Source organism: endosymbiont 'TC1' of Trimyema compressum, from assembly GCF_001584725.1.
In the GTDB taxonomy this organism is placed as follows: Bacteria; Bacillota; TC1; order TC1; family TC1; genus TC1.
In genome coordinates this window covers 814917-841864 of record NZ_CP014606.1, presented here as the reverse complement: position 1 = coordinate 841864, position 26948 = coordinate 814917, and the positions used below count along the sequence as shown (strand labels likewise).

Sequence of the window (26948 nt, the reverse complement as noted above, 5' to 3'; positions counted from 1 at the left end):
TATAGATATTATTTTGCAAGAGGTGATAGTTTGAATGCTGTTATTACTTTATTTTCCTTATTATTAATTGTTTTATCTACTATCTTAAATAGAATATTTCCTAAAGTTCCTTTGCCTGTATTTCAGATTATATTAGGGTTATTGGTTTCAATGTCACCGTTACCTTTAACACTAGATTTTGAACCTGAAATTTTCATGATAGTTATAATTGCGCCTATTTTATTTTGGGGTGGATATAATGCATCAAGAAAAGCTTTGTGGCGTTACAAAAGACCCATCGGTTTAATGGTAGTTGGTCTCGTTTTAGTAACAGTAATTGGCTTGGGTTTTTTATTCATGAACTTTTACCTATGATGCCATTAGTTTTAACATTTGCTCTATCTGCTATCTTATCGCCTACTGATGCAGTTTCCGTAAAATCTATTGTAAGGGGTATGTCTTTGCCACGAGGATTATTACCTATACTTGAGGGAGAATCCTTATTAAATGATGCAGCAGGGCTAGTGGTTTCTAAAGTTGCTGTAGGCGTATTATTAACTGGTTTTTTCTCACCAATTGATGCTTCAGGAGAGTTTATGTTAATGTCTATGGGGGGGTATTCTTCTAGGAATTGTTTTAGGTTATCTTTTTGTTAGTGGTCGACTTCTGCTTAGGCGACATGGATTTGAAGAAGTTAATTCTTTGGTAGCAATTCAATTGATTACTCCTTTTCTTATTTATATAGCAGGAGAGTTTTTAGGCTTATCAAGCATATTAACTGTTGTTACTGCTGGGATTATTCATGGTATCGAAAGAGATAGATTACAACAAACTACAACAAAGTTACAAATAGTTACAAATAATATGCGCTCAGTTTTAGGCTATTTATTAAATGGATTAGTTTTCGTACTTCTTGGATTTTTATTGCCTTCTGTTTATGTAGGATTATATAAAAGTGGTGAAATTCCAGTTTGGCAAGTTGTTACACTTATCTTTATTATTATGGCTTTCTTATTTATAATACGTTTCTTGTGGGTATTTTTATTATATAGAAAATTCATTTCGCCCAGTTGTAAATATAATAGGAGTCATATTGATTTTTTTGCTGGTAAACATGCAAGATCACGTTATTCATTTATTGCTGCCTTGGGAGGAATCCATGGTACCATTACCTTAGCGACTGTATTATCCTTACCTTTTCTCTTAAATGATGGGACACCATTGCCCTTTAGAAATACTATAATTTTTATTGCTACTGGTGTGATTCTCTTGAGTTTTATAATGGCAATATTTCTAATACCACTTTTTTGTTAAAAAAGAGGTTCATAATCCAGTTGAATCAATGTCACTAGATGTGGCTAATCATTATATTACAGAGAGAGCCATCGATATTCTTTTAAAACAAGCAACTAAGGAAAATCACTTAGCTACTAATATTGTTGTAAAAAATTTAGATGAACAACTAGTTTATATTGAACAAGGTGTTGGAAAGAGTTCCTCACGAAAAGTATTGAATCATCTTCAACGAGTAGGTATTGAGGCTGAGGAAAAAAATTATATGAATTAGTCAAAGAAGGCAAAGTGTCTCCTCAAGTAGAAAAAATTTTAAATTTTATTTCAAAGAAAGAATTACCCATTCTTTTGCATCATTCATTAGGAGGATTTGGGGAGGTATAAAGCTATTATTTACTGGCAAAGGGATTAAAAAGGCTATTGAAAATAATGTGGTGAGAATTGATGATCTTCTTAAAAAACATCATAAACTCTTTGGTGAATTTAGAGCAACAGATATTATTTTAGCTCAAGAAGGTATTGATGCTATTAAAAAAATAGAAACTGAGAAAAATAGAAAAGAAGCTTTAATTAGTATTAATCATTATACAAAAAGAACTGAATTAATTAAGAATAGAAATATTGAGGATAAAACTTTCAAAAATCAAGTTAAAGCACTTCAATTGAAAGAGACGGCGTTCAAATACTTTTGGAAAAAGGTGAAATTACTCATAAAATAGCTTATTCTTTAAAACGGTTAATCAGTTGATGAAATGATTTTATTAGATGAAGATGATATTTAAAAATAAACTGATAAAAGGATTGATATAGCCTATCAGTCCTTTTTTAATAAGCTGATATATGATAAAATTAAGAAAGTTATGGGAGGGGTTGAGATTGAATATTTATAATGAATTAATACTGACTACAAATAAAATAGATAAAGATGTATTAATCGATGAATTATATAATTATGGGATAGATGGAATTGAAATTATTGAATCATTAACTTCTGATGAAATAAATTTAATCGATGGAGATTATATTGATTACCAACGTTTGACACAAACTACATCTAATAATGTTACCTTAAAAGCCTATATAAAAAAAGACAAGTATCTAGAAAATGAAAAAATTCTTAATAAACTTTTTCCAATAGATTCAGTAAAAACAATAAAAGACTATTCTTTCTTAACGGCTTACAAGGAATATTTTCATACGAGTAAAGTTGGCAATCGTTTTGTAGTTGTGCCCTCATGGGAAGTTTATAGTCCCATAGATGATGAACTGGTTATTGAAATTGATCCTGGAATTGCTTTTGGTACTGGTACTCATGCTACTACAAAAAATATTTTAAAATTAATGGAAAAATATGATTTTAAAAATAAAAAAGTGGCTGATATTGGCTGCGGTTCAGGTATTCTTAGTATTGGCGCTTTAAAGCTAGGAGCAGGGTATCTTTTAGTTTTAGATAATGATCGACAAGCCATTAAAACAGCTGAAGAAAATTTATTCTATAATTTTATTGGTGAAGAACAAAAAGTTGAATTCAAAGTTAATAGTTTATTAGATAATATAGATGAAAAATTCGATATTTTGTTAGCGAATATTGTAGCTTCAATTATTATGGACCTCAGCAGTGAGGGCTATCAGAAGCTTGCAGAAAATGGTCTGCTTTTTGCTTCTGGTATTATTTTAGATAAGTGGGAAGAAACAAATAATAAACTCCAAGCTGATGGATTTTTATTGCTAGAAAAAATAGAAGAAGACGGTTGGGTTGCCGCTGTATATAGAAAGGGTTAAAATGGAGCGATTTTTTGTATCAGAAAAAGTAGTAAAGGATACTTGTTTGCTTACAGGAGATGAACATCATCATCTTAAAAATGTATTGAGAAAAAACAAATAGTGAAGTGGAGGTTATTGATTCAGAAAACAGACTATTTAAAGGCAGAATAAAGGATATTAGTAGTAACACTACTTTGATTGCTGAACCACAAGTATTACCCTCAAGGGAACCGGATATTTTAGTAACTCTGTATCAAGGCTATCCTAAGGGGGATAAGCTAGAATTAATTATTCAAAAGTGCGTAGAATTAGGGGTTAATAAAATTGTACCCTTTTTATTAACCAACTCAGTTGTTCGCATAGATTCGAAAAAAGCCAAAAATAAGAAGGAACGCTGGCAGAAAATAGCTTTAGCTGCAGTTAAGCAATGTGGTCGCAATAGAGTGCCTACTATTGAAGCCCTAAAAACTTTGGAGGATTATTTAAAAAATAAAAATAAAGAGAATAGCACTCTAGTACTCTATGAAAAAGAAGGACCAAAGTTTAGCACCCTTCTTGAAAATTTAAAAAATCAAGGCATTAAAGCTGTTGATTTAATTGTCGGTCCAGAAGGTGGACTCACGGAAGAAGAGGTTAATGCAATACAAAATAATGGAGGCTATTCTGTATCTTTGGGACAAAGAATTTTAAGAACTGAAACGGCTTCAATTGCCGCTGTAAGTATTGTAATGTATGAACTGGGGGATTTAGAATAATGAAGAAAAAAGTAGCCATGATTGCCCTAGGTTGTAGAGTTAATCAAAGTGAGGGAGAAGGTCTATTAGCTTGTTTTAGTAGTGATGGATATGAGATTGTGAACTTTCAAGAGAAGGCTGATGTATATATAATCCATACTTGCACTGTGACAAGTAAAGCGGATAGCAAATCTAGACAATTAATTAGAAAAGCAAAAAAAGATAATCAGGATGCAATTATTGTAGTAACTGGTTGTTATGCTCAAACAGCTCCTGGTGATTTATTAGGAATGTCTGAAGTTAACTTAGTACTAGGTATGAAAGATAGAAATCAAGTGGTTTCTTTAGTTGAAGGACTGGAATTAGGTGAGAGAAAATCTGTTGTTTCTAATGTATTTAAAGAAAGAGATTTTGAAGGACTTCCCTTTGTATCTACTGAGAAAACTCGGGCTTTTATTAAAATTGAAGAAGGTTGTGAAAGCTTTTGCACTTATTGTATTATACCAATTGCTAGAGGACCTATTAGAAGTAGAAAAGAAAAGGATATTATAAATGAGATAATGAAGCTTTCTCAAATGGGTTACCAAGAAGTTGTTTTAACGGGAATTCATACAGGAGCCTATGGCAAGGATTTTAATAATAAAGCTACTCTGGCTACTTTAGTTAATAAGATTATTGAGATTAAGGGTATTAAAAGAATTCGCTTTGGATCACTTGACCCCAATGAAGTAAGTGATGAATTTCTAGCTGTATTTGCCAGTGCTAAAGTAATGCCACATCTACATCTTTCACTTCAAAGCGGTGATGATACTATTTTAAAATTAATGAAGAGGCCTTATGAAAAAGACCTTTATGAGAAGGTGGCATTGAAAATAAGGGTTATTAAAAAAGATGTTTCATTGACAACCGATATCATGGTAGGATTTCCATATGAAACTGAGTTAGAGCATAGAAACAGCATGGATTTTATTTCAAAAATAGGTTTAGATAATTTACATATATTCAAATATTCTAAAAGAAAAGGAACTAAAGCTGCTGCTTTTCCTGAGCAAGTAGACGAAGTAGTTAAAAATAAAAGGGCTTCTGAGATGAAAGTTCTTAAAGATAGACTTCATGGAATGTTTTTAAAAAAAATGGTGGGTAAAACCCTTTTAGTATTAGTCGAAGAAAATAATGATGGTTTAGCAACAGGCTATAGTGAAAATTATTTACGTGTTAAATTTTCCAGTAAGCAGTGTAAAGTGAATAAAATAATACCTGTAAAAATTATTAATGTTAATGGAAATTATTTAGTAGGAACTGAGGAGGTATAGAAAATGTCTTGTATTTTTTGTAAAATTGTAAATAAAGAGATTCCGAGTACTATACTTTGGGAAAATAATGATTTGCTGGCAATTGAAGATATTAATCCAGTTGCTCCTGTGCATTGTTTAATTATTCCTAAAAGTCATGTGACAACTGTTGCAGAAGTGGATGGCAATCAATTAAAGAGTTTGCCACAGTGTATAGAAGATTTAATAATTGAAAAAGATCTTAAAAAACATGGTTATCGATTAGTAACTAATGCAGGATTTGATGGAGGTCAGGAAGTTGACCACATTCATTTTCATCTGTTAGGTGGTAAAAAATTAGGCAAAATGGGATAAAAATTTAAAGGAGTGTCTAAATTTATGAGAGAAGTAAGAACACGATTTGCACCTAGTCCTACTGGCTATATGCATATTGGTAATTTAAGAACTGCTTTATATGAGTATTTAATTGCTCGTAGAAATAAAGGTAAGTTCATTTTGAGAATCGAAGATACAGATCAGGGACGTTTAGTGGAAGGTTCACTAGATGTTATTTATAATACTTTGAAGCTAGTAGGTATGAATTATGATGAAGGTCCTGATAAAGAAGGTGCTTATGGCCCTTATGTCCAGAGTCAACGCCTTTCTTTGTACTTACCATATGGAAAAGAATTAGTAGACAATGGAGATGCATATTATTGTTTTTGTACTAGAGAGAGTTTAGATGAACTTAGAGCAGAGCAGGAGTCAAAAGGCATATTCCCTCGCTATGATAGCTGTTGTGAAACTCTATCTGCAGAAGAAATAGAAGCAAAAATTAAGGCTGGTATTCCTTATGTAATTCGACAGAAAATGCCTAAAGTTGGTGAAACAACTTTTTGTGATGCTGTATTTGGCAATATAACAGTTGACAACAGAGAATTGGAAGATCAGATTTTAATAAAATCTGATGGCTATCCAACCTATAATTTTGCTAATGTAATTGATGATCATTTAATGGCTATTACCCATGTTATTAGGGGCAGTGAATACTTATCCTCTACATCTAAGTATAATTTATTATATGATGCTTTAGGTTGGGAAAAACCAACTTATATTCACTTGCCATTGATTTTAAATGAAGATGGTCATAAATTGTCTAAAAGACATGGCGATATGTCTTTTGAGGATTTAGTGGAGGAAGGATACTTAGTGGAGGCAATCACAAATTTTGTTGCACTGCTAGGTTGGAGCCCAGGAGATGAGCGTGAATTTTTCACTCTTAAGGAATTAGAAGATAATTTTACTGTAGAAGGTATAAGTAAGTCACCATCTGTATTTGATAAAACAAAGTTAAAATGGATGAATGGTGAATATATTAGAAGAATGTCTATAGAAGATTTTCATGCTAGAGCTTTATCTTATATAAAAAAAGGTTTGTCTGTTAATCTCAATACTATGAAAATTGCTAAAATACTTCAAAAAAGAACTGATATACTCACTGAGATTCCAAGCCAAGTAATATTTTTAAACAATTTGGAAAATTATAATACTGATTTATATAAACACAAAAAAATGAAAACCAATAAGGAAATTGCTCTTCATAGTTTAAAAAAAGGTCTTGAATTTTTAGAAAGCTTAAATGATTTTAGTGAAGACGCTATTCATAATGGACTTATAGAACTAGCAAAGACAATGGAAATTAAAAACGGACAGCTTCTTTGGCCTTTAAGGGTTGCTGTGACCGGTCAGAGTATGACACCAGGTGGTGCAATTGAAATTATTGATATTTTAGGTAAAGAAGAAAGCATTAGAAGAATAATAAAAGGTATTGAGTTATTAGATAAAGAGGTAGGAGGCGCATAATGGAAAGCTTTGAAAATGTATCTTTTGGTTTTTTAGATAATATTATTGAAGATGATCTAGCAAAAGGTGATATCAAAAAAATACATACACGTTTTCCTCCAGAACCTAATGGCTTCTTACATATTGGTCATGCAAAGGCAATTAGCGTTAACTTTGGAATAGCAAAAAAATATGATGGTATTTGTAATTTACGCTTTGATGATACGAATCCAAGTAAAGAAGAGGAACACTACATTGAGGCTATTAAAGAAGATATTGAGTGGTTGGGGTTTGATTGGGAAAATCGCTTATTTTATGCTTCAGAATATTTTGATCAAATGTATAATTATGCATGTAAACTCATAAAAATGGGGAAAGCTTATGTCTGTCAATTGTCAGCAGAAGAAATTAGGGAAAATAGAGGTACCTTAACTGAAAAAGGAATAAATAGTCCTTATCGTAACCGTAGTGTTGAGGAAAATAGTATGTTATTTGAAGCTATGAAAAAAGGTGAAATACCTGAAGGAGAAATGGTTTTAAGAGCTAAGATTAATATGGGTTCTCCTAATTTAAATATGAGAGATCCTGTTATTTATAGGGTGATGAAAGCTCACCATCATAATGCAGGTAATGATTGGTGTATTTACCCTATGTATGATTTTGCTCATCCTATTGAAGATGCACTAGAAGGTATCACTCATTCTTTCTGTAGTTTGGAGTTTGAAGATCACAGACCTCTTTATGAATGGGTATTAGAGGAATTTGAAACTCCTTATTTACCAAAACAAAGAGAATTTGCAAGACTTAATATTAATTACACTGTTATGAGTAAACGTAAATTACGTTATTTAGTTGAGCATAATATTGTGTCAGGTTGGGATGATCCTAGAATGCCTACAATTCAAGGATTGAGAAAAAGAGGTTATACACCTAAATCTATAAGAAAATTTGTGTTAGAGGCAGGTATTGCCAAGAACAACAGTATTATTGACATGAACCAGTTAGAAGCAACCATTAGAGAAGATTTAAATTACGAAGCTAAAAGAGCTATGGCCGTTTTAGATCCACTTAAAGTAATTATTAATAACTTTAATGAGACGGAAACTCTTTGGTTAGAAGGAGATATTAATCCAGAACAAAAAGAGTTAGGTAAAAGAAAGATACCTTTTACTAAAGAGCTGTATGTGGAAAAAGATGACTTTTTTATTGAACCTCCTAAAGGTTTTCGTCGTTTATATCCAGGTAATGAAGTGCGTTTAAAAGATGCATTTTATGTAATGTGCAATAGTTATGACTTAGATGAAAACGGTAATGTTATTGCTATTCACTGCACCTATGACCCTAAATCAAAAGGAGGCTGGAGTGATGATGGTAGAAAGGTTAAAGGCACAATTCATTGGGTGTCCGTTCCTCATGCTGTCAAAGGCACTGCTATGCTTTATAACCGATTGTTTAATGTAGAATTGCCTGAAGATGGTGCTTATGAAGCTGCTATTAATGAAAATTCGCTTATTGAGCGAACTGTTTATTTAGAACCTTATCTTTTAGAATCTCAGCCAGAAGAACATTTTCAATTTTTAAGAAAAGGCTATTTTGTCAGGGATAGAAATTCCGATGAAAATGAACTGATTTTTAATAGAATTGTTTCCTTAAAAGAGTCTTTTAAAGTGAAAAAATGATTGACGAAAAGAAGAAAATTAGTTATAATAAAGACTAAGAATTTGGTGCTATGATTAGAATATCACCCATCCTTAATGTGGAGGGAGGGATGCAAATGAGTGAAATAAAAGTTGGTAAAAATGAGAGTTTGGACGTTGCTCTACGCCGTTTTAAAAGATCCTGTCAAAAATCAGGTGTTTTATCGGAAGTTAGAAAAAGAGAGCATTATGAAAAGCCAAGCGTAAAGAGAAAAAAGAAGTCAGAAGCTGCGCGTAAGCGTAAATTCAAGTAAACAAAAATTAAGATTCTTATTAGGTCTGCTTTTAAAGCAGACCTAATTTATTTAGGAGGATTAAATGAAAGCTATTATTAGTCTAGGAGGTCAGCCATTATCCATTGAACGTTTTAACAGCGTTTATGAAAATGGGGATTATATTATAGGTGTAGATAGTGGATGTCAGTTTTTATATAATCAGAACATTATGCCAGATTTAATATTAGGTGATTTTGATTCAATTGAAAAATCTCTTTTAAGTTATTATAAAAGTCAGAATATTCCTATTAAAATTTTTCCAGTTATTAAAAATGAAACTGATGGCGAATTAGGATTTATTGAAGGGAGTAAGATTGCCAATGAATTATTGATTATTGGCACAGGTGGTTTATCTGAAATTGATCATTTTTTAGGTAATGTTTTTTTATTAACACGCTATCCTAATGCTACAATAGTTCTTGAAGAAGAGTGGATTAATGTCCTTGAGAAAGGTAAACACATGGTTAATAAGGAGAAAGGCGATTCCATCTCTTTTTTACCTTTAGAATCAACCCATTTAATTTTAATTGGGTTTGACTACGATGGCAACATTAAGACTGAAGTAGGACACATCATTACATTAAGAAATAGAATTAAGGAATTTGAGGCAAAAATTGAAATCCTAGAAGGAAAAATGTTATTAATACAAGGAAAAAAGTAGTTAAAACATGATATAATAGTAAAGATAATGATTCATGGAGGTTTCTTATTTGAATAAAGAAGTTGAATACTCAATCTTACCATTAATGGCAGTGGCAATATTGTGAATATTAAAGGCACTGAAGCTAATTTTGATATCTGTGTAATGTTATTTGATGTTTTAATTCCACTTATTGATAAAGGGGTAACAATAGATAAAAATCGAATTCTCTATTATATTGGGGAGGGACAAAATGGTTCTTTGAAAGATGAGGAAAATGCCCGTCTTGAAGCAATCATTGGAACGACAGCAAAAAAGAAACCCATTCGGGCTAAGAGTATAGGACAAAATAAATACGTTGATGCTATTAAACACAATGATGTTGTTTTTGGTATCGGACCAGCTGTTACAGGTAAAACCTTTCTAGCTGTAGTGTTAGCTGTCAATACATTAAAGAAAAAAAGAAGTTAATAAAATTATATTAGTAAGACCAGCGGTTGAAGCAGGTGAACAACTAGGATTTTTACCTGGAGATTTACAAGAAAAAATTAACCCTTACCTAAGGCCTTTATATGACGGACTTTATGATATGTTAGGTTTTGAAGGCACAGAGAAGTTAATTGAAAGAGGTATTATTGAAGTAGCCCCACTCGCCTATATGAGAGACAGAACACTTGACGAGTCGTTTATAATTTTAGATGAGGCTTAGAATACAAGCATTGAACAGATGAAATTTTTTTAACGCGTTTTGGGTTTTATTCTAAAGTAGTTATTACCGGAGACCCAACACAAGTTGATTTAAAAAAAGATGAAACATCTGGATCTGCCCATGCTGTCCAGTTACTAAAGGATGTCAAAGGTATTAAGATGATTCATTTAGATAGTAAAGATGTGGTGAGACATCCACTAGTTAAAGAAATTATTAAAGCCTATGAAAAGGGAGGAAAATAATAATGGATATTATTATTGATAATGATCAAAAAAAGATAGCAATAGATGATAACTTATTAGAAAGAATGGAACAAGTTGGTATTTTAGCATTGAGCACTGCTGGAGCAATTGATGATTATGAGGCTTCGGTCCTTATTTGTGATGATGAATTTATCCAAACTATTAATAAGCAATACCGTAAAGTTGACAGACCAACAGATGTTTTAAGTTTTGTACTACTTGAAGATGAAGAAAGTGATGAACCTTTGTATTTTAGCGAATCCGATAAAATAATTTTAGGAGATATTGTAATTTCAGCTGAAAGAGCTAAAGAACAAAGTGAAGATTTTGGTCACTCTTTTACTAGAGAAATGTGTTATCTATTAGTCCATGGAATCTTACATTTATTAGGCTATGACCATGAAACGGATAATGACAAACAAGTTATGCGTAAAATGGAAGAAAAAGTACTAATGAAAATGGATATAAGCCGTGAAAATGAGCAATAGAGAAGTACTTAAAGCAGCAGCATATTCAGTTTTGGAAAATGCTTATAGCACTTATTCATCTATTAAAGTAGCTGCAGCTGTAATGGATAGAAACGGCAGTATATTTAAGAGTATCAATGTAGAAAATGCAGGTTATTCTCCAACGATATGTGGTGAAAGAAATGCTATTTTTACTGGTATAACTGAAGGTTGTAAAGATTTTACAGAAATGGTTGTTGTGACAGATAGCAGTTTGGTAAAAAGTCCTTGTGGCACTTGTAGACAGGTTTTATCTGAGTTAGCACCTGAGCTTAAAATATATTTTTATGGACCTAATAATTATTACCATGAATTTACAATAGAAGAATTATTGCCAGTTGCATTTACTTTGAAAGAGGAAAAATAATGGATAAAAATTTTAAATCTGGTTTTATTGGTATTATCGGAAGACCCAACGTAGGTAAATCGACTCTTTTAAATACTATTTTAGGAAAAAAAATAGCTATTATGTCTTCAAAACCTCAGACTACTAGAAATCAAATAACTGGCGTTCATACAACAGAAGATTACCAAATGGTTTTTTTAGATACACCAGGTATTCATAAACCTAAAAATGCTTTAGGGGAATATATGGTGAATACAGCATTGAATACTTTATATAATGTGGATTTTATTCTTTATGTTGTGAGTTGCGATATGCCTATGGGGACAGGTGAAGCTTACGTGATATCCCAATTAGAAAAAGCAACATGCCCAGTTATCTTATTAATTAATAAAAGTGATTTGTTACCTAAAGAAGAACTTTTACCGATCATAGATGCTTATCAAAAAGCTTTTCCTTTTAAAGCTATTATTCCTATTTCAGCACTTAAAAGCGAAAATATAGATTCCCTAATGGAAATAATGGAAAATCTTTTACCAGATGGTCCTATGTACTATCCAGAGGAAACTATTACAAATCAACCTGAAAAACAAATTGTCAGTGAGATTGTGAGAGAAAAAATCCTTTTCCATACAGAAGAAGAAGTTCCCCACTCTGTAGCAGTTGTAACAGATTATATTGAAGAAGATGGTAATTTAGTCAATGTTTATGGCTCCATTTATGTTGAAAGAAAATCTCAAAAAGGTATTTTAATTGGCAAAGGTGGAAAAATGCTTCAAAAAATTGGCAAACAGAGTAGAGTAGAACTTGAAAAAATGTGGGGTATGAAAGTATATCTTGATCTTCGTGTAAAAGTGAAGGAACAGTGGAGACGTAAAGATATTCATTTAAGAAATTTTGGCTATGAAGAAAGAACATAATGAAAAAACAAAAGAATCTATTGTTAGTGGTATTATTATTGGCAACCGAGTATATAAAGAAAATGATAAATCTGTTACTTTATTTTCTAAAGAAATTGGTAAGATGTCTTTTGTGGCTAGAGGCGTTCGTAAGCTAACTAGCAAAAATAAGAGTAGTACAGATTTATTTGTATATGGCAATTATCATTTAACTAAGGGGACGGCTTATCAAATATTAACCCAAGGAGAAGTTGTTGATAGCTTTTTGTATTTAAGAAAAGATTTAGATAAAATGGGTGTAGCAATGGCTATGGGTACATTTTTAAATGATGTATTGCCAGACCATATGCCTCACGATAGTGTTTTTGATTTGTTTTATTGGTGTCTCAACAGATTGAGAAAAACAGAGGATCCATTATTTTTAATGCGTTATTTTTTAATAAAGTCTATTTATTATTTAGGTTATAGCCCTGATTTAGGTGGCTGCAGTATTTGTGGTAATGTAAGTGGTCCTTTTTATTTCAAATTTCAAGATGGACAGATTACGTGTACTAATTGCACTAATGAAGGTTTTTATTTAGAACCTGAACTGGTTAATTTTTATCGTTGTTTAGAACTTGATTTATTTAAAGAAATTAAAGGAATTAATTTGGAAAAAAATAATTTTGATAAGTTTGACGCATTTCTTGAAAGATGGATTGAATGCATTCTTGAAAGAAAATTTAATGGATTTGTATTTTTAAAAAAACTAAAATTTTAACGGAGGAAGTTTAATGAAGAGAATTACATTAAAAGAACAGGTTCGGATTATGTCTGTTGATAAAATTAATGAACTTAAGTTATAGATTGAAGTAATTAAAGATAGTATGCTTTTAGCCTATACTAGAAATTCTCTTCAGCCTTTTTTAGCTTGTAAAACAGAATATAATAAGAACAAACTTTTGCAAGAAAAAATTTACCTATAGAGTATTCTATAGAAGATACATTTAAAAAAGAGTTTATTAAAATTGGTAACACTGAACCCCCTTTAGGGGATTTTTGCCTAAGAAAGGCTTGGAAAAATACAATTCATTTCAGAATTTAAGAAATAAGAACTGGCAATATCATCTCTACCAAAGAGATGAAAAAACTGGCTATAATTGTCTTTCTTTTATTAATGAAAAAAACTGCTTGTTGGGATTTCTGGTTCAGATGAAGCTAGGGCTGATTGGATGGACAATAATATTCGTTTAGTTGTTCCAAAAGGCATTTTAACTCCTAGTCAATTTACAATTTTAAAAGTAGCAATGAAAGAACAGATTGATAGTTTTATCAGCAAGGCCGTTTCATACCCAGACAGTATAATTATTACTGGACATTCTCTGGGAGGCGCAGTTGCAACAATGGCTTATGGTGAGCTTTATTTTCAAGCTATTGATAATAATTGCAAAATATAATTGGTAACTTATAACAGTGCACCCTTACGAGTTGAGCAATTTGAAGAATTATTAACTCGGAGAGCCCAGGAACGCAATAAAGACACGAGTGATGAAGAAGTTTCTCTTGCTCTCGAAACAATGTATCAGATAATTAAATTAATAATGGAGATTTATTAAACAACTTACTCTATGGTTTGACAAGCACTATTGAAGGATTCAATCATATTGGGTATTGACTTATTATTGATAGTATAACAGGTGATGACAAAAATGATACATCCATTCGCTATTATGCTGAGGAACACATTGATTTACCTGCTCTGCTATTGTTAAAGCCTGTAAAAGAACAAAAACTAAAACCTTATGTAGATAAAATGCTTAAAATGGGGGTAAAGATATACCTAAGGAATTAAAAAAATCCCTTAGCAAACAGACAAAAACAATAAAAAAAGAATTTTTCTAAAAAAATATGCAATAGTTCCCCCGCAAAGGAATAAAAATAATGATTAATATTAATGATCGAATTACAGGTGGTTTCTTCAGATTATCTTTAGGCGATAGCTATGGTACATTACTTGATGAAAACAAAGAATGGCGGGATTTTAATGGTTCCCTTAGCGACGATACTTATTTATCAGTAGCTGTTACTAAAGGTATTCTAGACAATCCAGCTAATCCATTTGAAGCCATAGGAAAATATTTTATAGAATGGCTTCATGACAATCCAGTTGGTATTGGCCATATAACTAAACTTGCATTTGAAGGTTATGAGCTGAAAAATAATTGGGGCTATGCTGTACAGTATGCTGATGATAGTGTGCTGGCTTTAGGAGTGCAGGGAATGGCTCTCTAATGAGAACTTTGCCTGTTCCATTATTTTATGATGATTTTAAGGAAATGCTTTTTGTGGCTGGAGAACAATCCTACTTAACTCATTTTGATCCTAGGTGTCGGGAAGCTTGTCAACTTTATTATTAAAAAATAAGTCTAAAGAAGAGAGCTTAAATGAAGTTTTTGGTAGCCATTTGTTTTATGGCAACTATAAAAATGCAGGTTTTGATTCTCTAAAAACAACTGCTTATATTGCAGATACACTATTAGCAGCCTTGACTATTTTTTATAAAACTCGGACATTTGATGATGCTTTAAAAATCAGTGTTTCCCTTGGTGGAGATCGAGATACTATTGGGGGTCCGTAACCTGGCGGTTTAGCATGGGTTTATTATGGCATTAAGGGATTGCCTGAAAAGCCAATAAAAAAATTAAGTGAATATAATACATTATGGCAAATTAGCTATAAGTTTGCTAATAAAAGAAATGAAAATAAGGAGGCTTAAGAAATGTTAACATTTCAAGAAATAATTTCAAAGTTAAATGATTATTGGGGAAAAAAAGGTTGCATTATTCAAATGCCTTATGATATTGAAAAGGGTGCAGCAACAATGAATCCTAATACATTTTTAAAAGCATTGGGACCTGAGCCTTGGGCTACTGCTTATGTAGAGCCTTGTAGAAGACCTACTGATGGACGTTATAGTGAAAACCCTAATAGACTACAACATTATTATCAGTATCAGGTAATTATTAAACCTAGCCCAGACAATATTCAGGATCTCTATTTAGAAAGTCTAAAATTAATTGGACTTGATTTACTGGTTCATGATATTCGTTTTGTTGAAGATAATTGGGAATCACCAACACTTGGCGCCTGGGGTCTTGGCTGGGAAGTTTGGCTCGATGGTATGGAAGTGAGTCAGTTCACTTATTTTCAGCAATGTGGAGGGATAGACTGTAAACCTGATTCAGTTGAAATTACTTACGGCTTAGAAAGATTAGCTACTTATATACAAGAAAAAGATAGTGTTTACGATATTGTATGGGTAGATAATATTACCTACGGCGATATTTTCAAACAAAATGAAATCGATTTTTCAACTTATAATTTTGAGGTTTCAAATAGTGATACGCTTTTTAATTTATTTAATCTATATGAAAAAGAAGCCTATAGTTGTATGGTAAAACAATTAATCGTTCCAGCTTATGACTATGTATTAAAATGTTCTCATTCTTTTAATTTATTAGATGCTAGAGGTGCTATTAGTGTAACTGAAAGAACAGGCTATATTACACGTATTAGGAATATGGCTAAAGAATGCGCTAAAGGGTATGTTGAACAAAGAGAAGCCTTAGGTTTTCCATTACTGAAAAATAAGGAGGGGAAATAGATGGCTAATTATTTACTGGAAATTAGAACTGAAGAAATTCCTGCTCGTTTTATGAAGGGTGCTTTAAATGAGCTCTTAGAGAAAACAAAAAAGCAATTGGATAAAGATGGTATTCCTTGGGATGTTATTAAGATGATGGGAACACCTAGAAGATTGACTATGATTATTACTGGCTTGGCTTTAGCAACAGAACCTGTCCATGTTGAAATTAAAGGTCCTAATGTTAAAGCAGCTTACAATGAAACTGGAGAGCCAACAAAAGCTTTATTAGGATTTTGTAGAGACCAAGGCATTAGTTCAGAAGAGTTATCTACAAAAATCATTAAAGATATTGAATATATTTATATTGAAAAGACTATTCCTGGCGTTGAAACAAAAACTTTATTACCTTCAATTATTGAAAAAGTATTGAAGAGTATGCGTTTTCCTAAAATGATGCATTGGGGTAATGAAGAAACAGCATTTGTTAGACCTGTACGCTCCATCATCTCGACTTTTGATAATCAACCGTTAACTATTGAATTTGCTGGTATTAAAAGTAGTAATACAACAGTTGGTCATCGCTTCTTATCAAAAGGTAATATTGAAATTACTAATGATGGACTATATGAATCTACTCTTGAAAAAGAATATGTAATATGTGATATTGAGAAAAGAAGAGAGCTAATATTGAAGGGAATTAGTGAGGAAGAAAAAAAAGTTGGCGGAAAGTTTGTGCCTTCAGATAATTTACTTGAAGAGGTTCTTTTCTTAGTTGAGTATCCTACTGTTTTTACAGGGTCATTTAATAAAGAGTATTTAAAATTACCTAAAGAGGTAGTCATGATTACAATGGCAAAACATCAAAAGTATTTCCCTTTGGAAAATAATAATGGTGATTTATTACCTAATTTTATAGGGGTTCGTTGTGGTGATGATTATGCTCTTGATACAGTTATTAAAGGTAATGAGAAAGTTTTAATTGCACGTTTGGAGGATGCTAAATTTTTCTTTGAAGAGGATCAAAAAACCCCTCTGAATTCTTTAATTGAGAAATTGAATCGCGTAGTATTTCAAGAGAAATTAGGAACTATAGGTAATAAAGTTCAAAGAATAACTGAATTATCTGAATATATTGGCAATCAGCTTAATTTCAAGGAAATTGCTGAAATCAAAGAAACTGCGATTCTTTGTAAATGTGATTTAGAGACTCAAATGGTTTACGAATTTCCTGAATTGCAGGGTAAAATGGGACGTTATTATAGTGAAATTGAAGGTGCAAAACCTCTTGTTTCAATTGGAATTGAAGAACATTATAAACCTATTTTTGCAGGAGATAGCGTAGCTAAAACTACAACGGGTATAGCCGTAGCAATTGCAGATAAAATAGACACTATTATAGGCATGATTGGTATTGGTTTAATGCCAACGGGTAGTCAAGATCCCTACGCTTTAAGAAGGCATACTTTAGGTATTGTTAGAACCTTAATTGAAAATAAACTGCACTTATCCTTGAGAGATTTAGTGTCTAAAGTAAAAATACTATATGGATCTACTATTACAGAATTGCTTGTAGAAGATGTACTTGATTTTTTTAAATTGCGCTTAAAAGTTATCCTTGAAAAAGAATTATCTTATGATTTAGTTGATAGTCTTTTGAAGGGTGATATTGATGATATCTATAGTGTTTACTTAAAAGCCTTAGATTTAAAGAATTTTAGTCAAAGTGAATCTTTTGAAGATTTAGTTGAAGTTCTAAAAAGAGCTAAGAATATTCTTAAAAAGCAAAAAGTAGTATCTGTTATTTTTTCCGAAAACTTATTTAAAGATGACTCTGAAAAAGCCTTAGGCAGAAAAGTAGCTTCAATTGAAAGAGATTTTACTGAAGCTTTAAAGAAACAAGATTATAGAGAAGCAATGACAATTTTTGTTACTCTGAAAAAAGAAATGGCTGAATTTTTTGAAAATGTTATGGTTATGGCTGATGAAGAAGCAGTAAAAAACAATAGACTTGGTTTATTAGGGACTATTTTAAAAATGGGTGATCAATTATTTGATGTTGAATCTGTGGTAATTTAATTTGCTGTTTTAGGTATGAATAAAATTTTTCATGTTATAATAAATAGTAGTATTTAAAGGAGGTATAATTGATGGTAACAAAATTTGTTTACATGTTCAGTGAAGGCGACGCTTCAATGAGAAATCTTTTAGGAGGTAAAGGGGCTAACTTAGCAGAAATGACTAAGCTAGGTATGCCTATTCCCCAAGGATTTACCGTTACAACAGAAGCGTGTAATGACTATTATGATAAAGGAAGAGTAGTTGATGATGGCGTTATTAAAGGCATCGAGGATGGCATTGAAAAATTAGAGGCTATTTCAAATAAGAAATTTGGGGATAAGAATAATCCTTTACTGGTTTCAGTACGCTCAGGATCTAGAGCATCAATGCCAGGGATGATGGATACAGTCCTAAACCTAGGTTTAAATGATGCTTCTGTTGAAGGATTGAAAAATAAAACCGGAAATATGAAATTTGCTTATGACTCTTACAGACGTTTTATTCAAATGTTTGCAGATGTAGTAAAAGAAGTTAATAAAGAGTTTTTTGAAGAAGAACTTGTTAAAATGAAAGAATTAAAAGGTGCTGCTTCTGATATGGATTTAACTGGAGAAGACTTTAAGAAGCTTGTCAGTACATTTAAAAAAATATACAAAGAAAAAACAGGAGCTGACTTTCCTCAAGAACCTAAAGAACAATTAATGGAATCTATTACTGCTGTATTTAGATCATGGGATAATCCTAGAGCCATTGTTTATAGAAGGATGCATGACATTCCAAGTTCATGGGGTACAGCTGTTAATGTTCAAATGATGGTATTTGGGAATATGGGTGATACTTGTGGCACAGGAGTTGCATTTACTAGAAACCCAGCAACAGGCGAGAACTTAATATTTGGAGAATATTTAATTAATGCTCAAGGTGAGGATGTTGTAGCTGGTGTTAGAACACCTAATCCAATTGCTGTTTTGGAAAGAGATATGCCAGAAGTTTATAAAGAATTTATGGATATTACTACAAATCTAGAGAATCATTATCAAGATATGCAAGATGTTGAGTTTACTATTGAAAATAAGAAGCTTTACTTCTTACAAACCCGCAATGGCAAAAGAACCGCTCAAGCTGCTCTCAAAATTGCAGTTGATTTAGTAGCTGAAGGCATGGTAACTGAAGAAGAAGCTATTATGAAAGTTGATCCAAAACAATTGGATCAATTGCTTCATCCTATGTTTGATGTGAAGGTATTAGATAACGCTACGCCAGTAGCAAAAGGTTTACCAGCCTCTCCAGGAGCTGCTGCAGGACAAGTCTATTTCACTGCTGAAGCTGCCAAAGAAGCTAAGGATAAAAGAGATGAGAGAGTTATTCTTGTCCGTCAGGAAACCTCACCAGAAGATATTGAGGGAATGGCTGCTGCCAGAGGTATTTTAACTGTTCGTGGTGGTATGACTTCTCATGCAGCTGTCGTTGCAAGAGGCATGGGCACATGTTGTGTAGCTGGATGTGGTGATATTGTTGTAAACGAGAAAGAAAAATATTTTACAGTTGGCAGTTATACAGTTAAAGAAGGTGACTTTATTTCATTAGATGGTACTACTGGTAAAGTCTACATTGATGATATTAAAACAGTATCTCCTGAAATTTCAGGAGATTTTGCCACATTTATGGCTTGGTCTGATAAAATCAGAACATTAAAAGTGAGAACCAACGCTGATACACCTAAAGATGCTATAAAAGCAGTAGAATTTGGTGCTGAAGGAATTGGCTTGACAAGGACAGAGCATATGTTCTTTAATGACACTCGAATTACGTCAGTGCGCAAAATGATTTTAGCTGAAACTGAAGAAGCGAGACGTGCTGCTTTAAATGAATTATTACCAATGCAAAGAGAAGATTTTATTGGTATTTATGAAGCTATGGAAGAAAAACCAGTTACTATCCGTTTATTAGATCCACCGTTGCATGAGTTTTTGCCACAAGATGAAAAGTCAATTGTCAAAATTGCTAAAGAAATGAATGTAACAGTAGAAAAACTAAAAGCAAAAATTGAATCTTTACATGAGTTTAACCCTATGATGGGTCATAGAGGCTGCCGCTTAGCTATTACATTTCCTGAAATTGCGGAAATGCAAGGTAGAGCAATTATTGAGGCTGCCCTTGAAGTGAAAAAAACTAAAGGATTCAATATTATTCCTGAAATTATGGTACCTTTAGCTGGGGAAGCTAGAGAATTTAAATATGTTAAAGATGTAATTACTAATGTTGCAGATACGTTAATTAAGGAATCAGGTATTGAACTCGACTATATGGTAGGTACAATGATTGAGATTCCTAGAGCAGCATTGTTGGCTGATGAAATTGCTAAAGAGGCAGCGTTCTTTTCCTTTGGTACAAATGATTTAACTCAGATGACATTTGGTTTTTCGAGAGATGATGCTGGTGGCTTCTTAGATGATTATTACACTAAGCAAATTTATGAGTTTGACCCATTTGCTAAACTTGACCAAGAAGGTGTAGGGCAATTGGTTAAAATGGCAGTTGAAAAAGGTAAATCTACAAGGCCTAATATTAAGTTAGGTATTTGTGGGGAGCATGGTGGCGATCCATCTTCCGTTGATTTCTGCTATAGAGTAGGCTTACATTACGTAAGCTGTTCTCCTTTTAGAGTACCAATTGCTAGATTAGCAGCAGCTCAGTCTGTTTTAATGAATAAATAAGCTCTAGATTTTAAAAGAGTTATATATAATTACATAACTCTTTTTTAATAATTAAATATTAAATACAAGAAATTTTGCTTTAAAATTACTATCCAAAATTAGTGATTAATTAATATATATCAATAAATATCTTTGGTTTAAAGGACTTGAAATAGAATTTTATTATAGTAGCTTAAAGAGTAATGTTAGGTCCATTATATATAAGTAAATCTAGTGATTTAACAAGAAAAATAAATAGTAATTAATTGTGAATAATTTAACAATGTTTTTTATAATATTTTACAAAAATACATAAAAATAGGTTGTACAATCAGAATTGTTGTGTTACTATACTTATATGAATGGAATCTTTTTTTAATTCGGCCCTTCACTATTATTATATGAAGACAGAATAAAAAGACAGGTCCAAATCAAGTAATAGTGGAGGTAGTAAAAATGGAAGACAAAACATTATCCTGTTCTGACTGTGGCGCTGACTTTGTGTTTACACAAGGCGAGCAAGAGTTCTATGCTGAAAAAGGGTTCACAAACGAACCTAAACGTTGTCCTGAATGTAGAAGACAAAGAAAACAACAAAGAAGAAACAACAGTTACGACAGCCAAGACTAAAAACAAAAGATGCTCTTAATAGAGCATCTTTTTTTGTGGTTATATAAAGAAGCGTATTCTCTTTTTAAATTTATTTACTTTCGAAAACCTAATTTATACTTACCACTATTCTAATATCTGAAACGATAGACTTTTTTACCTATTTACTTGTTTCATCTACAATAGTGATTTTAGTATTGGGTTTAGCAACTCTAATCATTTCTTCGATAGCAGCTTTCTTGTCATTAAAAAATTTATGCCTCCTACATGAAAAACACTATCAAATGAATTAGCCTTGTAAGGGAGTGCTTCTGCATTAGCTTGGACTAAAAAACTGGTTGCTTGTCAAGATCTTTTGGTATTGTTTAAGCATTCCAGAAGAGATATCAAGTCCATACAATTCTAGATTTTGATATTTTTTAACTAAATATTTCAAATTATGTCCAGTTTCTGCTGAGACTTCTAAAAACCTATCATTATTGCTAATTTCTAAGTCATCTAGTAATTCTTTCATTTTTTTGAGTTATAAATTTAGCACTAAGTCGATAAAGAAAAGCGATTTTGTTGTAGAAATCCATATATTTTTTATTAAAACCATTAATATTTTCAGGAGAAAAGAAGATAGGGTTCATTCTCTGCAGTTAGTTTTTCTAAACTGTTTTCATCAATATTTAAGGTTAAAGGTTTTTGATATGGGGCTATAGGGGGGATTCATTATAGTCACCGCTCTGAATAAAATTTTCTAAATATTGAAAAGTTACTGATGGCACTGAAAGACTTTTTTCAGTTAATTCTTGAAAAACTTTTAAATGTTCAAAATAACGCTGGTAGTTGGTTTTAAATTCCCCCTTTTTAATGCCTTCTCGCAGAACGGTAGCCATTATAGGGGAGCTTATTGTCTCAATGCTCCTTGCTAAAGATAGGAGATAGGCTTGCAACTTAATTGCCAAAAAAGCTATAATAAGGGATAGATATTTTAAAGAATGAGGAAAATGATGAAAGTTCAATTATTTGATTATTATTTGCCTGAATCACTAATTGCTCAAAAGCCAATGACGCCTAGAGATAGTAGCAGACTGTTAGTGGTTCATTCTAAAGAAAAAAAGTGGGAACATCAGCATTTTTATAATTTAATTGATTATTTACAAGCAGGTGATGTTTTAGTACTAAATCACACAAAGGTTATACCAGCCAGACTTTTTGGAAAAAAAGAAACGGGTGCTATAATTGAAGTACTTTTACTAAAAAAGAAAGAAATAGATATCTGGGAAGTTTTAGTAAAGCCCGGTAAAAAAGTTAAAATTGGAGACCGAATCTTTTTTGGTGAGAATCAAGAATTAAGAACAACCTGTATTGATATAACCGAAGAAGGTAGCCGTATTATCCAATTTTATTATGAAGGTGTATTTGAGGTTATTTTAGATTTTTTAGGAGAAATGCCTCTACCGCCATATATTACCGAAACATTGAAAGATAGTTCTAGATACCAGACTGTTTACAGCAAAGATGGTGTTTCAGTGGCAGCACCAACAGCGGGTTTGCATTTTACTGAGGAACTTTTAGTTAAGATTAAGGAAAAAGGTATTATGGTTACATCTTTATTATTAAATGTAGGTTTAGGTACTTTCAGACCAGTTAAAGAAGAGAATCTTGAAGATCACCCAATGCATGAAGAGTATTATGAGTTAAGTGAAGAATCAGCTAATATTATTAATAAAGCTAAAAATATGAATCAGCGTGTTATTGCAGTTGGCACAACATCTGTGAGAGTCTTAGAAACTATTTTTTTAAAATATGGTAAAGCAGTTTCAGACAAGGGGTGGACTAATATTTTTATTTACCCCGGCTATCAGTATAAATGTATTGATGGATTAATTACTAATTTTCACTTACCAAAGTCTACATTATTAATGTTAGTATCAGCTTTAATAGGTAGGGAATTTACCTTGGCAACATATGAAGAAGCAGTTAAACAGGGCTATCGCTTTTTTAGTTTTGGTGATGCCATGTTTATAGAATAAGGGGAAAACAATTGATAAAATATGAATTAATCAAGATGAGTAACAATTCCAGAGCCAGAAGAGGTCGTGTTTCTACAACTCATGGTACTATTGAAACACCAGTATTTATGCCAGTAGGAACTTGTGCAACTGTGAAGGCCATGACTGTTGAAGAGATGAAAACTATAGGTGCAGAAATAATTCTTAGCAACACCTATCATCTATATTTAAGACCAGGTCATGAGCTTATTAAAAAAGCTGGAGGCCTTCATAAATTTATGAATTGGGATAGAGCTATTTTAACAGATAGTGGGGGTTTCCAAGTTTTCAGCTTAGACAATTTAAATAAGATCGCTGAAGATGGTGTTTGCTTTTCATCACATATTGATGGCTCTAAACATTTTTTAACACCTGAAAAATCAATGGAAATCCAAATGGATTTAGGATCGGATATTGCTATGGCATTTGATGAATGTACTACTTATCCTGCAGATCGTCAATACACAATTGATGCTTTAGAGAGAACAACGCGATGGTCTAAGCGTTGCAAAGAATTTCATCATCATGAATACCAAGGATTATTTGGCATTATTCAAGGCGGAATGTATCCAGAATTAAGAAAAAGAAGTGCTGAAGAAATTATTGCGTTTGATTTTGATGGCTATGCAATTGGTGGATTAAGTGTTGGAGAACCTAGAGATTTGATGATTGAAATGTTAAATGAAACTGCCCCGTATTTACCGTATAATAAACCACGCTATATTATGGGCGTTGGTACCCCGGATTATTTAATTGAAGGGGTTCGTGCTGGTATAGATATGTTTGATTGTGTCTTGCCTACTAGACTAGGTCGCAATGGTGGTGTAATGAGTCATAATGGTTATTTTACAATAAGAAACGCCAAGTATTTTGATGATTTTTCGCCTTTAGATCCAGAATGTGATTGCTATGTTTGTCAAAATTATACAAGAAGCTATATTAGGCATCTAATTAAATCCAATGAGATTTTAGGATTTCGTCTTTTAACCTGGCATAATCTATATTTTTTAATCCAATTAATGGAAAATATTCGTAAATCTATTGATGAAGACTGTTTTGAAACATATGCTCACGAATTTCTTAAAAAATATTATAAGAATCTATATTAATATTAGAAGAAAAATGTTAAGATAGTAGGGAATCGTAAAAAAATAACAATTGAAAGAGGTGTATTCCATGGACCAAGGCATAACACAAATGCTGTTGTTAATTCTTCCTTTAGTGGCTATATTTTATTTTTTAATATTACGTCCACAGAAGAAACAAAAAAATGAGAAAATATTATTGTTAAAGAATTTGCAAAAAGGTGATAAAATTATTACCTATAGCGGCATCCACGGGGAAGTTACCAAAGTTCCTGAAGATAGCAGTACCATAACAGTTAAAATTTCCGATACAGTTGAATTTGTAATGGAAAAAGAAGCAATTTTCAAAAACCTATCTAATGAACAAAGAATTGCCAAACAAAAAGAATTAGAACAAGAAGCAAAAAAGAAAAAATAAACCAAAGAAAGAAAGGACTAGATTGGATGAAAATTCGTAAACGTAGTCTTCTCCTTCTAGCGCTTATTTGTGTCTCAATTCTTATTATAGCAGGTATTAGTTACACCCCTCTTAGAGACAATCTTCAATTAGGATTAGATTTAAGGGGGGGTGTTCATGTTATGCTGGAAGCACAGGAAAAGGACGGACAACCAGTTACAGCTGATGACATGGCTAAACTTCAAGAAATTATGCGTAAGAGAGTTGATACATTAGGCGTTAGTGAGCCAATTATTCAAGTAGTAGGTAACAATCGATTAATTGTTGAAATTGCTGGAATTAATGACCCCGATGCTGCCATAAATTTAATAGGCAAGACAGCTGAGCTGAAATTTATTGCTGGTGATGTAAAAACAAATGATGGAGCAAATATAATACCTATTTTAACGGGCGCTGATTTACAAAAGGCATATGCAGCTAAAAGCAATAATACAAATAAATATTCAGTTGTATTAGAATTTAATGAAACTGGGAAAGCGGCATTTGCTGAAGCTACAGGTCGCTTGTCTACAAAGTGTCCTGAAGGTGATCCAAGAAGAAAAATTGCAATTCTTTTAGATAATGAGTTAATTACTAACCCTAATGTCAAAGAGGCAATTACTGATGGTCAAGCTACTATTTCTGGTGGATTTGCTTCGTTTGATGAAGCAAATAATATTGCTAAATTATTAAATTCAGGTGCTTTACCTGTTGGCCTACAAATAGTAGAAAAATCTACTATTGGACCAACTCTAGGTGCTGAATCACTTAATAAAAGTTTAATAGCAGTAGGTGTTGGTTTAGCATTACTAGCATTATTTTTAATTTTGCTATACCGTTTGCCAGGTGTAGTAACTACTTTTAGTTTAATTGCTTTTACTAACCTTTTATTGGCAGTTATGGTAATGATTAAAGCTACTCTGACGCTGCCAGGTATTGCCGCTTTGATTTTAACAATTGCAATTGCAGCAGATGCCAATATTATTTTAATTTGTCGAATACAGGATGAGTTAAGAAGTGGAAAATCTTTACAGGCTGCAATTAACGGTGGTTATAAAAAGGCCTTTATTACTATTTTAGATACTAATATTACAACAATGTTAGCCGGTGTTATTATTTTAGTTATTGGTTCAGGTTCAATTCAGGGATTTGCTGTAATTCTTTTAATTGGTATTACAATTAATTTAATAACTTCATTAATGCTAAGTAGAATAATGTTACAATTGGCAGTGAAGGTTAAATTCTTCCAAAAGAAATCTTTTTATGGTTTTAGGATTTCTCCAAAAGAAAAGGAGGAAAACTAAATGAAAATTATTAATTTTATGGGTAAAAAGAAAATAATTTATATAGTTACTGTTGTATTGCTATTAGCAAGTTTTATAGCCATGTTTACTAAAGGATTTAACTTGGGACCGGACTTTGCTGGTGGTACTTTACTTGAAATTAAATTATCAGAACATATAGCAACAGATGATATTAAGGCAATTTTTAAAGAAAGTGATATTCAAGAAACTGAAGCTAATCATTATATTATTAAAGGTTCTGCTTTATCTGAAGAAGAATATAATAATAAAATGAATCAGTTAAAAGAAAAATTTGGACAAATTGAAGTAGTAAAAAATGATACCGTTAGTGGTGTTATAGGATCTGAATTGTCCCAAAAAGCAATTTTGGCATTAGCTTTGGCTTCACTAGGAATTATTATCTACTTAACAATCCGTTTTGAATTGTTTTTTGGTATTGGAGGGATTTTATCTTCACTCCATGATATTATAGTCCTCTTAGGTATTTTTGCTCTCTTCCAAATTCAGATTGGAATGTCTTTTATTGCAGCTATCTTAACAATTGTTGGTTACTCTATCAACGATACAATTGTTATTTATGATAGAATCCGAGAAAATTTGAAAGTGCCCTCTTATCAAAAGGACTCAAAAGAGCTAATTGTTAATAGAAGTATTACCCAAACTTTAGGACGATCAATTACAACAGTTGTTTGTGTGTTAATTGTATTAATCTCACTGTATTTCCTAGGTAGTTCATCTACCCATGAGTTTACACTAGCTATGATTATAGGTACAATAATTGGAATGTACTCATCAATAGCAGTGGCAAGTCCATTATGGCTTGATTTATCAAGAAAATTTAGTGGCAAAAAGTTTTTAAATAATAATTAATAGGGCATATAAATAAATAATTTATATGCCCT

30 protein-coding genes and 3 pseudogenes are annotated in these 26948 nt (G+C 32.0%); 30 read left to right on the top strand and 3 right to left on the bottom strand.

Going from position 1 to position 26948, the window contains the following annotated elements; genetic code table 11:
* Positions 1-30 precede the first annotated feature (30 nt).
* From AZF37_RS13265 to AZF37_RS05150, 25 genes and pseudogenes are all read left to right on the top strand, one after another.
* Positions 31-635, top strand: a pseudogene (locus AZF37_RS13265) (cation:proton antiporter domain-containing protein).
* Positions 598-1293, top strand: a complete 696-nt coding sequence (locus tag AZF37_RS05270; protein ID WP_088369889.1) for a cation:proton antiporter domain-containing protein — start codon at positions 598-600, stop codon at positions 1291-1293. The pseudogene AZF37_RS13265 and the gene AZF37_RS05270 overlap by 38 nt, the downstream one beginning before the upstream one ends.
* A 28-nt stretch (positions 1294-1321) precedes the next feature.
* Entirely contained in the window at positions 1322-1546 is a 225-nt protein-coding gene (locus AZF37_RS05265) for a hypothetical protein (protein WP_088369888.1), read from the top strand.
* A 160-nt stretch (positions 1547-1706) separates the two neighbouring features.
* The gene (locus tag AZF37_RS05260) at positions 1707-1991 is read left to right on the top strand and encodes a hypothetical protein (protein ID WP_088369887.1); all 285 of its coding nucleotides are present in this window, start codon (positions 1707-1709) and stop codon (positions 1989-1991) included.
* 157 nt (positions 1992-2148) lie between these two features.
* Positions 2149-3054: a 50S ribosomal protein L11 methyltransferase gene (gene prmA / locus AZF37_RS05255; protein ID WP_162473915.1), complete on the top strand. Its 906-nt coding sequence runs from the start codon at positions 2149-2151 to the stop codon at positions 3052-3054.
* Positions 3055-3161: 107 nt separating this feature from the next.
* Positions 3162-3791, top strand: a complete 630-nt coding sequence (locus tag AZF37_RS05250; RefSeq protein ID WP_088369885.1) for an RsmE family RNA methyltransferase — start codon at positions 3162-3164, stop codon at positions 3789-3791.
* A complete protein-coding gene (gene mtaB, locus AZF37_RS05245) occupies positions 3791-5083 on the top strand; it encodes a tRNA (N(6)-L-threonylcarbamoyladenosine(37)-C(2))-methylthiotransferase MtaB (protein ID WP_088369884.1) in 1293 nt (430 codons plus the stop codon). The genes AZF37_RS05250 and mtaB overlap by 1 nt, the downstream gene beginning before the upstream one ends.
* A 3-nt stretch (positions 5084-5086) precedes the next feature.
* Positions 5087-5416, top strand: a complete 330-nt coding sequence (locus AZF37_RS05240; protein ID WP_088369883.1) for an HIT family protein — start codon at positions 5087-5089, stop codon at positions 5414-5416.
* A gap of 24 nt (positions 5417-5440) precedes the next feature.
* Positions 5441-6904 (top strand): glutamate--tRNA ligase, encoded by a 1464-nt coding sequence (gltX, locus tag AZF37_RS05235; protein ID WP_088369882.1) that lies wholly within the window; start codon positions 5441-5443, stop codon positions 6902-6904.
* Positions 6904-8562: a glutamine--tRNA ligase/YqeY domain fusion protein gene (locus tag AZF37_RS05230; protein WP_088369881.1), complete on the top strand. Its 1659-nt coding sequence runs from the start codon at positions 6904-6906 to the stop codon at positions 8560-8562. Before gltX ends, AZF37_RS05230 begins: the two co-directional genes overlap by 1 nt.
* Positions 8563-8657: 95 nt before the next feature.
* Complete coding sequence (rpsU, locus tag AZF37_RS05225; protein ID WP_088370666.1) at positions 8658-8834, top strand: 30S ribosomal protein S21; 177 nt, start codon at positions 8658-8660, stop codon at positions 8832-8834.
* A gap of 64 nt (positions 8835-8898) precedes the next feature.
* The gene (locus tag AZF37_RS05220; RefSeq protein WP_088369880.1) at positions 8899-9516 is read left to right on the top strand and encodes a thiamine diphosphokinase; all 618 of its coding nucleotides are present in this window, start codon (positions 8899-8901) and stop codon (positions 9514-9516) included.
* Between the two features lie 66 nt (positions 9517-9582).
* A pseudogene (locus AZF37_RS12335) lies at positions 9583-10446 on the top strand (PhoH family protein).
* 2 nt (positions 10447-10448) lie between these two features.
* The gene (gene ybeY / locus AZF37_RS05210) at positions 10449-10934 is read left to right on the top strand and encodes an rRNA maturation RNase YbeY (protein WP_088369879.1); all 486 of its coding nucleotides are present in this window, start codon (positions 10449-10451) and stop codon (positions 10932-10934) included.
* A complete protein-coding gene (gene cdd / locus AZF37_RS05205) occupies positions 10924-11319 on the top strand; it encodes a cytidine deaminase (protein ID WP_088369878.1) in 396 nt (131 codons plus the stop codon). The genes ybeY and cdd overlap by 11 nt, the downstream gene beginning before the upstream one ends.
* Positions 11319-12215: a GTPase Era gene (era, locus tag AZF37_RS05200; protein WP_088369877.1), complete on the top strand. Its 897-nt coding sequence runs from the start codon at positions 11319-11321 to the stop codon at positions 12213-12215. Before cdd ends, era begins: the two co-directional genes overlap by 1 nt.
* Complete coding sequence (gene recO, locus AZF37_RS05195; protein ID WP_088369876.1) at positions 12199-12954, top strand: DNA repair protein RecO; 756 nt, start codon at positions 12199-12201, stop codon at positions 12952-12954. The genes era and recO overlap by 17 nt, the downstream gene beginning before the upstream one ends.
* Positions 12955-13405: 451 nt before the next feature.
* Entirely contained in the window at positions 13406-13630 is a 225-nt protein-coding gene (locus AZF37_RS05185) for a lipase family protein (protein ID WP_088369874.1), read from the top strand.
* Between the two features lie 484 nt (positions 13631-14114).
* Positions 14115-14465, top strand: coding sequence for an ADP-ribosylglycohydrolase family protein (locus tag AZF37_RS05180; RefSeq protein ID WP_088369873.1), 351 nt, complete (start codon positions 14115-14117; stop codon positions 14463-14465).
* Positions 14465-14590: an ADP-ribosylglycohydrolase family protein gene (locus AZF37_RS05175; RefSeq protein WP_088369872.1), complete on the top strand. Its 126-nt coding sequence runs from the start codon at positions 14465-14467 to the stop codon at positions 14588-14590. Before AZF37_RS05180 ends, AZF37_RS05175 begins: the two co-directional genes overlap by 1 nt.
* Positions 14572-14811 carry an ADP-ribosylglycohydrolase family protein gene (locus AZF37_RS05170; protein ID WP_088369871.1) on the top strand — a complete coding sequence of 80 codons (240 nt, stop codon included), beginning with the start codon at positions 14572-14574 and terminating at the stop codon, positions 14809-14811. The genes AZF37_RS05175 and AZF37_RS05170 overlap by 19 nt, the downstream gene beginning before the upstream one ends.
* 141 nt (positions 14812-14952) lie before the next feature.
* Positions 14953-15837 carry a glycine--tRNA ligase subunit alpha gene (gene glyQ / locus AZF37_RS05165; protein WP_088369870.1) on the top strand — a complete coding sequence of 295 codons (885 nt, stop codon included), beginning with the start codon at positions 14953-14955 and terminating at the stop codon, positions 15835-15837.
* Entirely contained in the window at positions 15838-17895 is a 2058-nt protein-coding gene (gene glyS / locus AZF37_RS05160; RefSeq protein ID WP_088369869.1) for a glycine--tRNA ligase subunit beta, read from the top strand. It begins immediately after the preceding gene.
* A 71-nt stretch (positions 17896-17966) separates the two neighbouring features.
* Positions 17967-20594, top strand: coding sequence for a pyruvate, phosphate dikinase (gene ppdK, locus AZF37_RS05155; RefSeq protein WP_216634010.1), 2628 nt, complete (start codon positions 17967-17969; stop codon positions 20592-20594).
* A gap of 435 nt (positions 20595-21029) precedes the next feature.
* On the top strand, positions 21030-21203 hold the full coding sequence (locus AZF37_RS05150) for a zinc-ribbon domain-containing protein (RefSeq protein WP_088369867.1): 174 nt from the start codon (positions 21030-21032) through the stop codon (positions 21201-21203).
* Between the two features lie 195 nt (positions 21204-21398).
* On the opposite strand, the pseudogene AZF37_RS13260 reads toward AZF37_RS05150, so the two are convergent.
* The 3 genes and pseudogenes from AZF37_RS13260 to AZF37_RS05145 form a co-directional block, all read right to left on the bottom strand.
* Positions 21399-21470, bottom strand: a pseudogene (locus AZF37_RS13260) (hypothetical protein); the annotation flags it as partial.
* A 28-nt stretch (positions 21471-21498) separates the two neighbouring features.
* Entirely contained in the window at positions 21499-21696 is a 198-nt protein-coding gene (locus tag AZF37_RS10450; protein ID WP_162473914.1) for a class I SAM-dependent methyltransferase, read from the bottom strand.
* 184 nt (positions 21697-21880) lie between these two features.
* Complete coding sequence (locus tag AZF37_RS05145) at positions 21881-22132, bottom strand: hypothetical protein (RefSeq protein WP_172793082.1); 252 nt, start codon at positions 22130-22132, stop codon at positions 21881-21883.
* A 45-nt stretch (positions 22133-22177) separates the two neighbouring features.
* Here AZF37_RS05145 and queA point away from each other — a divergent pair, with 45 nt between their 5' ends.
* The 5 genes from queA to secF all read left to right on the top strand — a co-directional run bounded on the left by queA (position 22178) and on the right by secF (position 26916).
* On the top strand, positions 22178-23203 hold the full coding sequence (gene queA, locus AZF37_RS05140) for a tRNA preQ1(34) S-adenosylmethionine ribosyltransferase-isomerase QueA (RefSeq protein WP_088369865.1): 1026 nt from the start codon (positions 22178-22180) through the stop codon (positions 23201-23203).
* A 35-nt stretch (positions 23204-23238) separates the two neighbouring features.
* On the top strand, positions 23239-24330 hold the full coding sequence (gene tgt, locus AZF37_RS05135) for a tRNA guanosine(34) transglycosylase Tgt (RefSeq protein ID WP_088369864.1): 1092 nt from the start codon (positions 23239-23241) through the stop codon (positions 24328-24330).
* 67 nt (positions 24331-24397) lie between these two features.
* Positions 24398-24724, top strand: a complete 327-nt coding sequence (gene yajC, locus AZF37_RS05130; RefSeq protein ID WP_088369863.1) for a preprotein translocase subunit YajC — start codon at positions 24398-24400, stop codon at positions 24722-24724.
* A 26-nt stretch (positions 24725-24750) separates the two neighbouring features.
* Complete coding sequence (secD, locus tag AZF37_RS05125) at positions 24751-26046, top strand: protein translocase subunit SecD (protein WP_088369862.1); 1296 nt, start codon at positions 24751-24753, stop codon at positions 26044-26046.
* The gene (gene secF, locus AZF37_RS05120; RefSeq protein ID WP_088369861.1) at positions 26047-26916 is read left to right on the top strand and encodes a protein translocase subunit SecF; all 870 of its coding nucleotides are present in this window, start codon (positions 26047-26049) and stop codon (positions 26914-26916) included.
* Positions 26917-26948 lie beyond the last annotated feature (32 nt).

Coding starts and splice junctions, on each gene's coding strand:
- AZF37_RS05265 (WP_088369888.1), top strand. CDS start 1,322: ATGTCACTAGATGTGGCTAATCATTATATTACAGAGAGAGCCATCGAT.
- mtaB (WP_088369884.1), top strand. CDS start 3,791: ATGAAGAAAAAAGTAGCCATGATTGCCCTAGGTTGTAGAGTTAATCAA.
- AZF37_RS05240 (WP_088369883.1), top strand. CDS start 5,087: ATGTCTTGTATTTTTTGTAAAATTGTAAATAAAGAGATTCCGAGTACT.
- gltX (WP_088369882.1), top strand. CDS start 5,441: ATGAGAGAAGTAAGAACACGATTTGCACCTAGTCCTACTGGCTATATG.
- AZF37_RS05230 (WP_088369881.1), top strand. CDS start 6,904: ATGGAAAGCTTTGAAAATGTATCTTTTGGTTTTTTAGATAATATTATT.
- rpsU (WP_088370666.1), top strand. CDS start 8,658: ATGAGTGAAATAAAAGTTGGTAAAAATGAGAGTTTGGACGTTGCTCTA.
- AZF37_RS05220 (WP_088369880.1), top strand. CDS start 8,899: ATGAAAGCTATTATTAGTCTAGGAGGTCAGCCATTATCCATTGAACGT.
- ybeY (WP_088369879.1), top strand. CDS start 10,449: ATGGATATTATTATTGATAATGATCAAAAAAAGATAGCAATAGATGAT.
- cdd (WP_088369878.1), top strand. CDS start 10,924: ATGAGCAATAGAGAAGTACTTAAAGCAGCAGCATATTCAGTTTTGGAA.
- era (WP_088369877.1), top strand. CDS start 11,319: ATGGATAAAAATTTTAAATCTGGTTTTATTGGTATTATCGGAAGACCC.
- recO (WP_088369876.1), top strand. CDS start 12,199: ATGAAGAAAGAACATAATGAAAAAACAAAAGAATCTATTGTTAGTGGT.
- AZF37_RS05185 (WP_088369874.1), top strand. CDS start 13,406: ATGGACAATAATATTCGTTTAGTTGTTCCAAAAGGCATTTTAACTCCT.
- AZF37_RS05180 (WP_088369873.1), top strand. CDS start 14,115: ATGATTAATATTAATGATCGAATTACAGGTGGTTTCTTCAGATTATCT.
- AZF37_RS05175 (WP_088369872.1), top strand. CDS start 14,465: ATGAGAACTTTGCCTGTTCCATTATTTTATGATGATTTTAAGGAAATG.
- glyQ (WP_088369870.1), top strand. CDS start 14,953: ATGTTAACATTTCAAGAAATAATTTCAAAGTTAAATGATTATTGGGGA.
- glyS (WP_088369869.1), top strand. CDS start 15,838: ATGGCTAATTATTTACTGGAAATTAGAACTGAAGAAATTCCTGCTCGT.
- ppdK (WP_216634010.1), top strand. CDS start 17,967: ATGGTAACAAAATTTGTTTACATGTTCAGTGAAGGCGACGCTTCAATG.
- AZF37_RS05150 (WP_088369867.1), top strand. CDS start 21,030: ATGGAAGACAAAACATTATCCTGTTCTGACTGTGGCGCTGACTTTGTG.
- AZF37_RS10450 (WP_162473914.1), bottom strand. CDS start 21,696: ATGAAAGAATTACTAGATGACTTAGAAATTAGCAATAATGATAGGTTT.
- queA (WP_088369865.1), top strand. CDS start 22,178: ATGAAAGTTCAATTATTTGATTATTATTTGCCTGAATCACTAATTGCT.
- tgt (WP_088369864.1), top strand. CDS start 23,239: ATGAGTAACAATTCCAGAGCCAGAAGAGGTCGTGTTTCTACAACTCAT.
- yajC (WP_088369863.1), top strand. CDS start 24,398: ATGGACCAAGGCATAACACAAATGCTGTTGTTAATTCTTCCTTTAGTG.
- secD (WP_088369862.1), top strand. CDS start 24,751: ATGAAAATTCGTAAACGTAGTCTTCTCCTTCTAGCGCTTATTTGTGTC.
- secF (WP_088369861.1), top strand. CDS start 26,047: ATGAAAATTATTAATTTTATGGGTAAAAAGAAAATAATTTATATAGTT.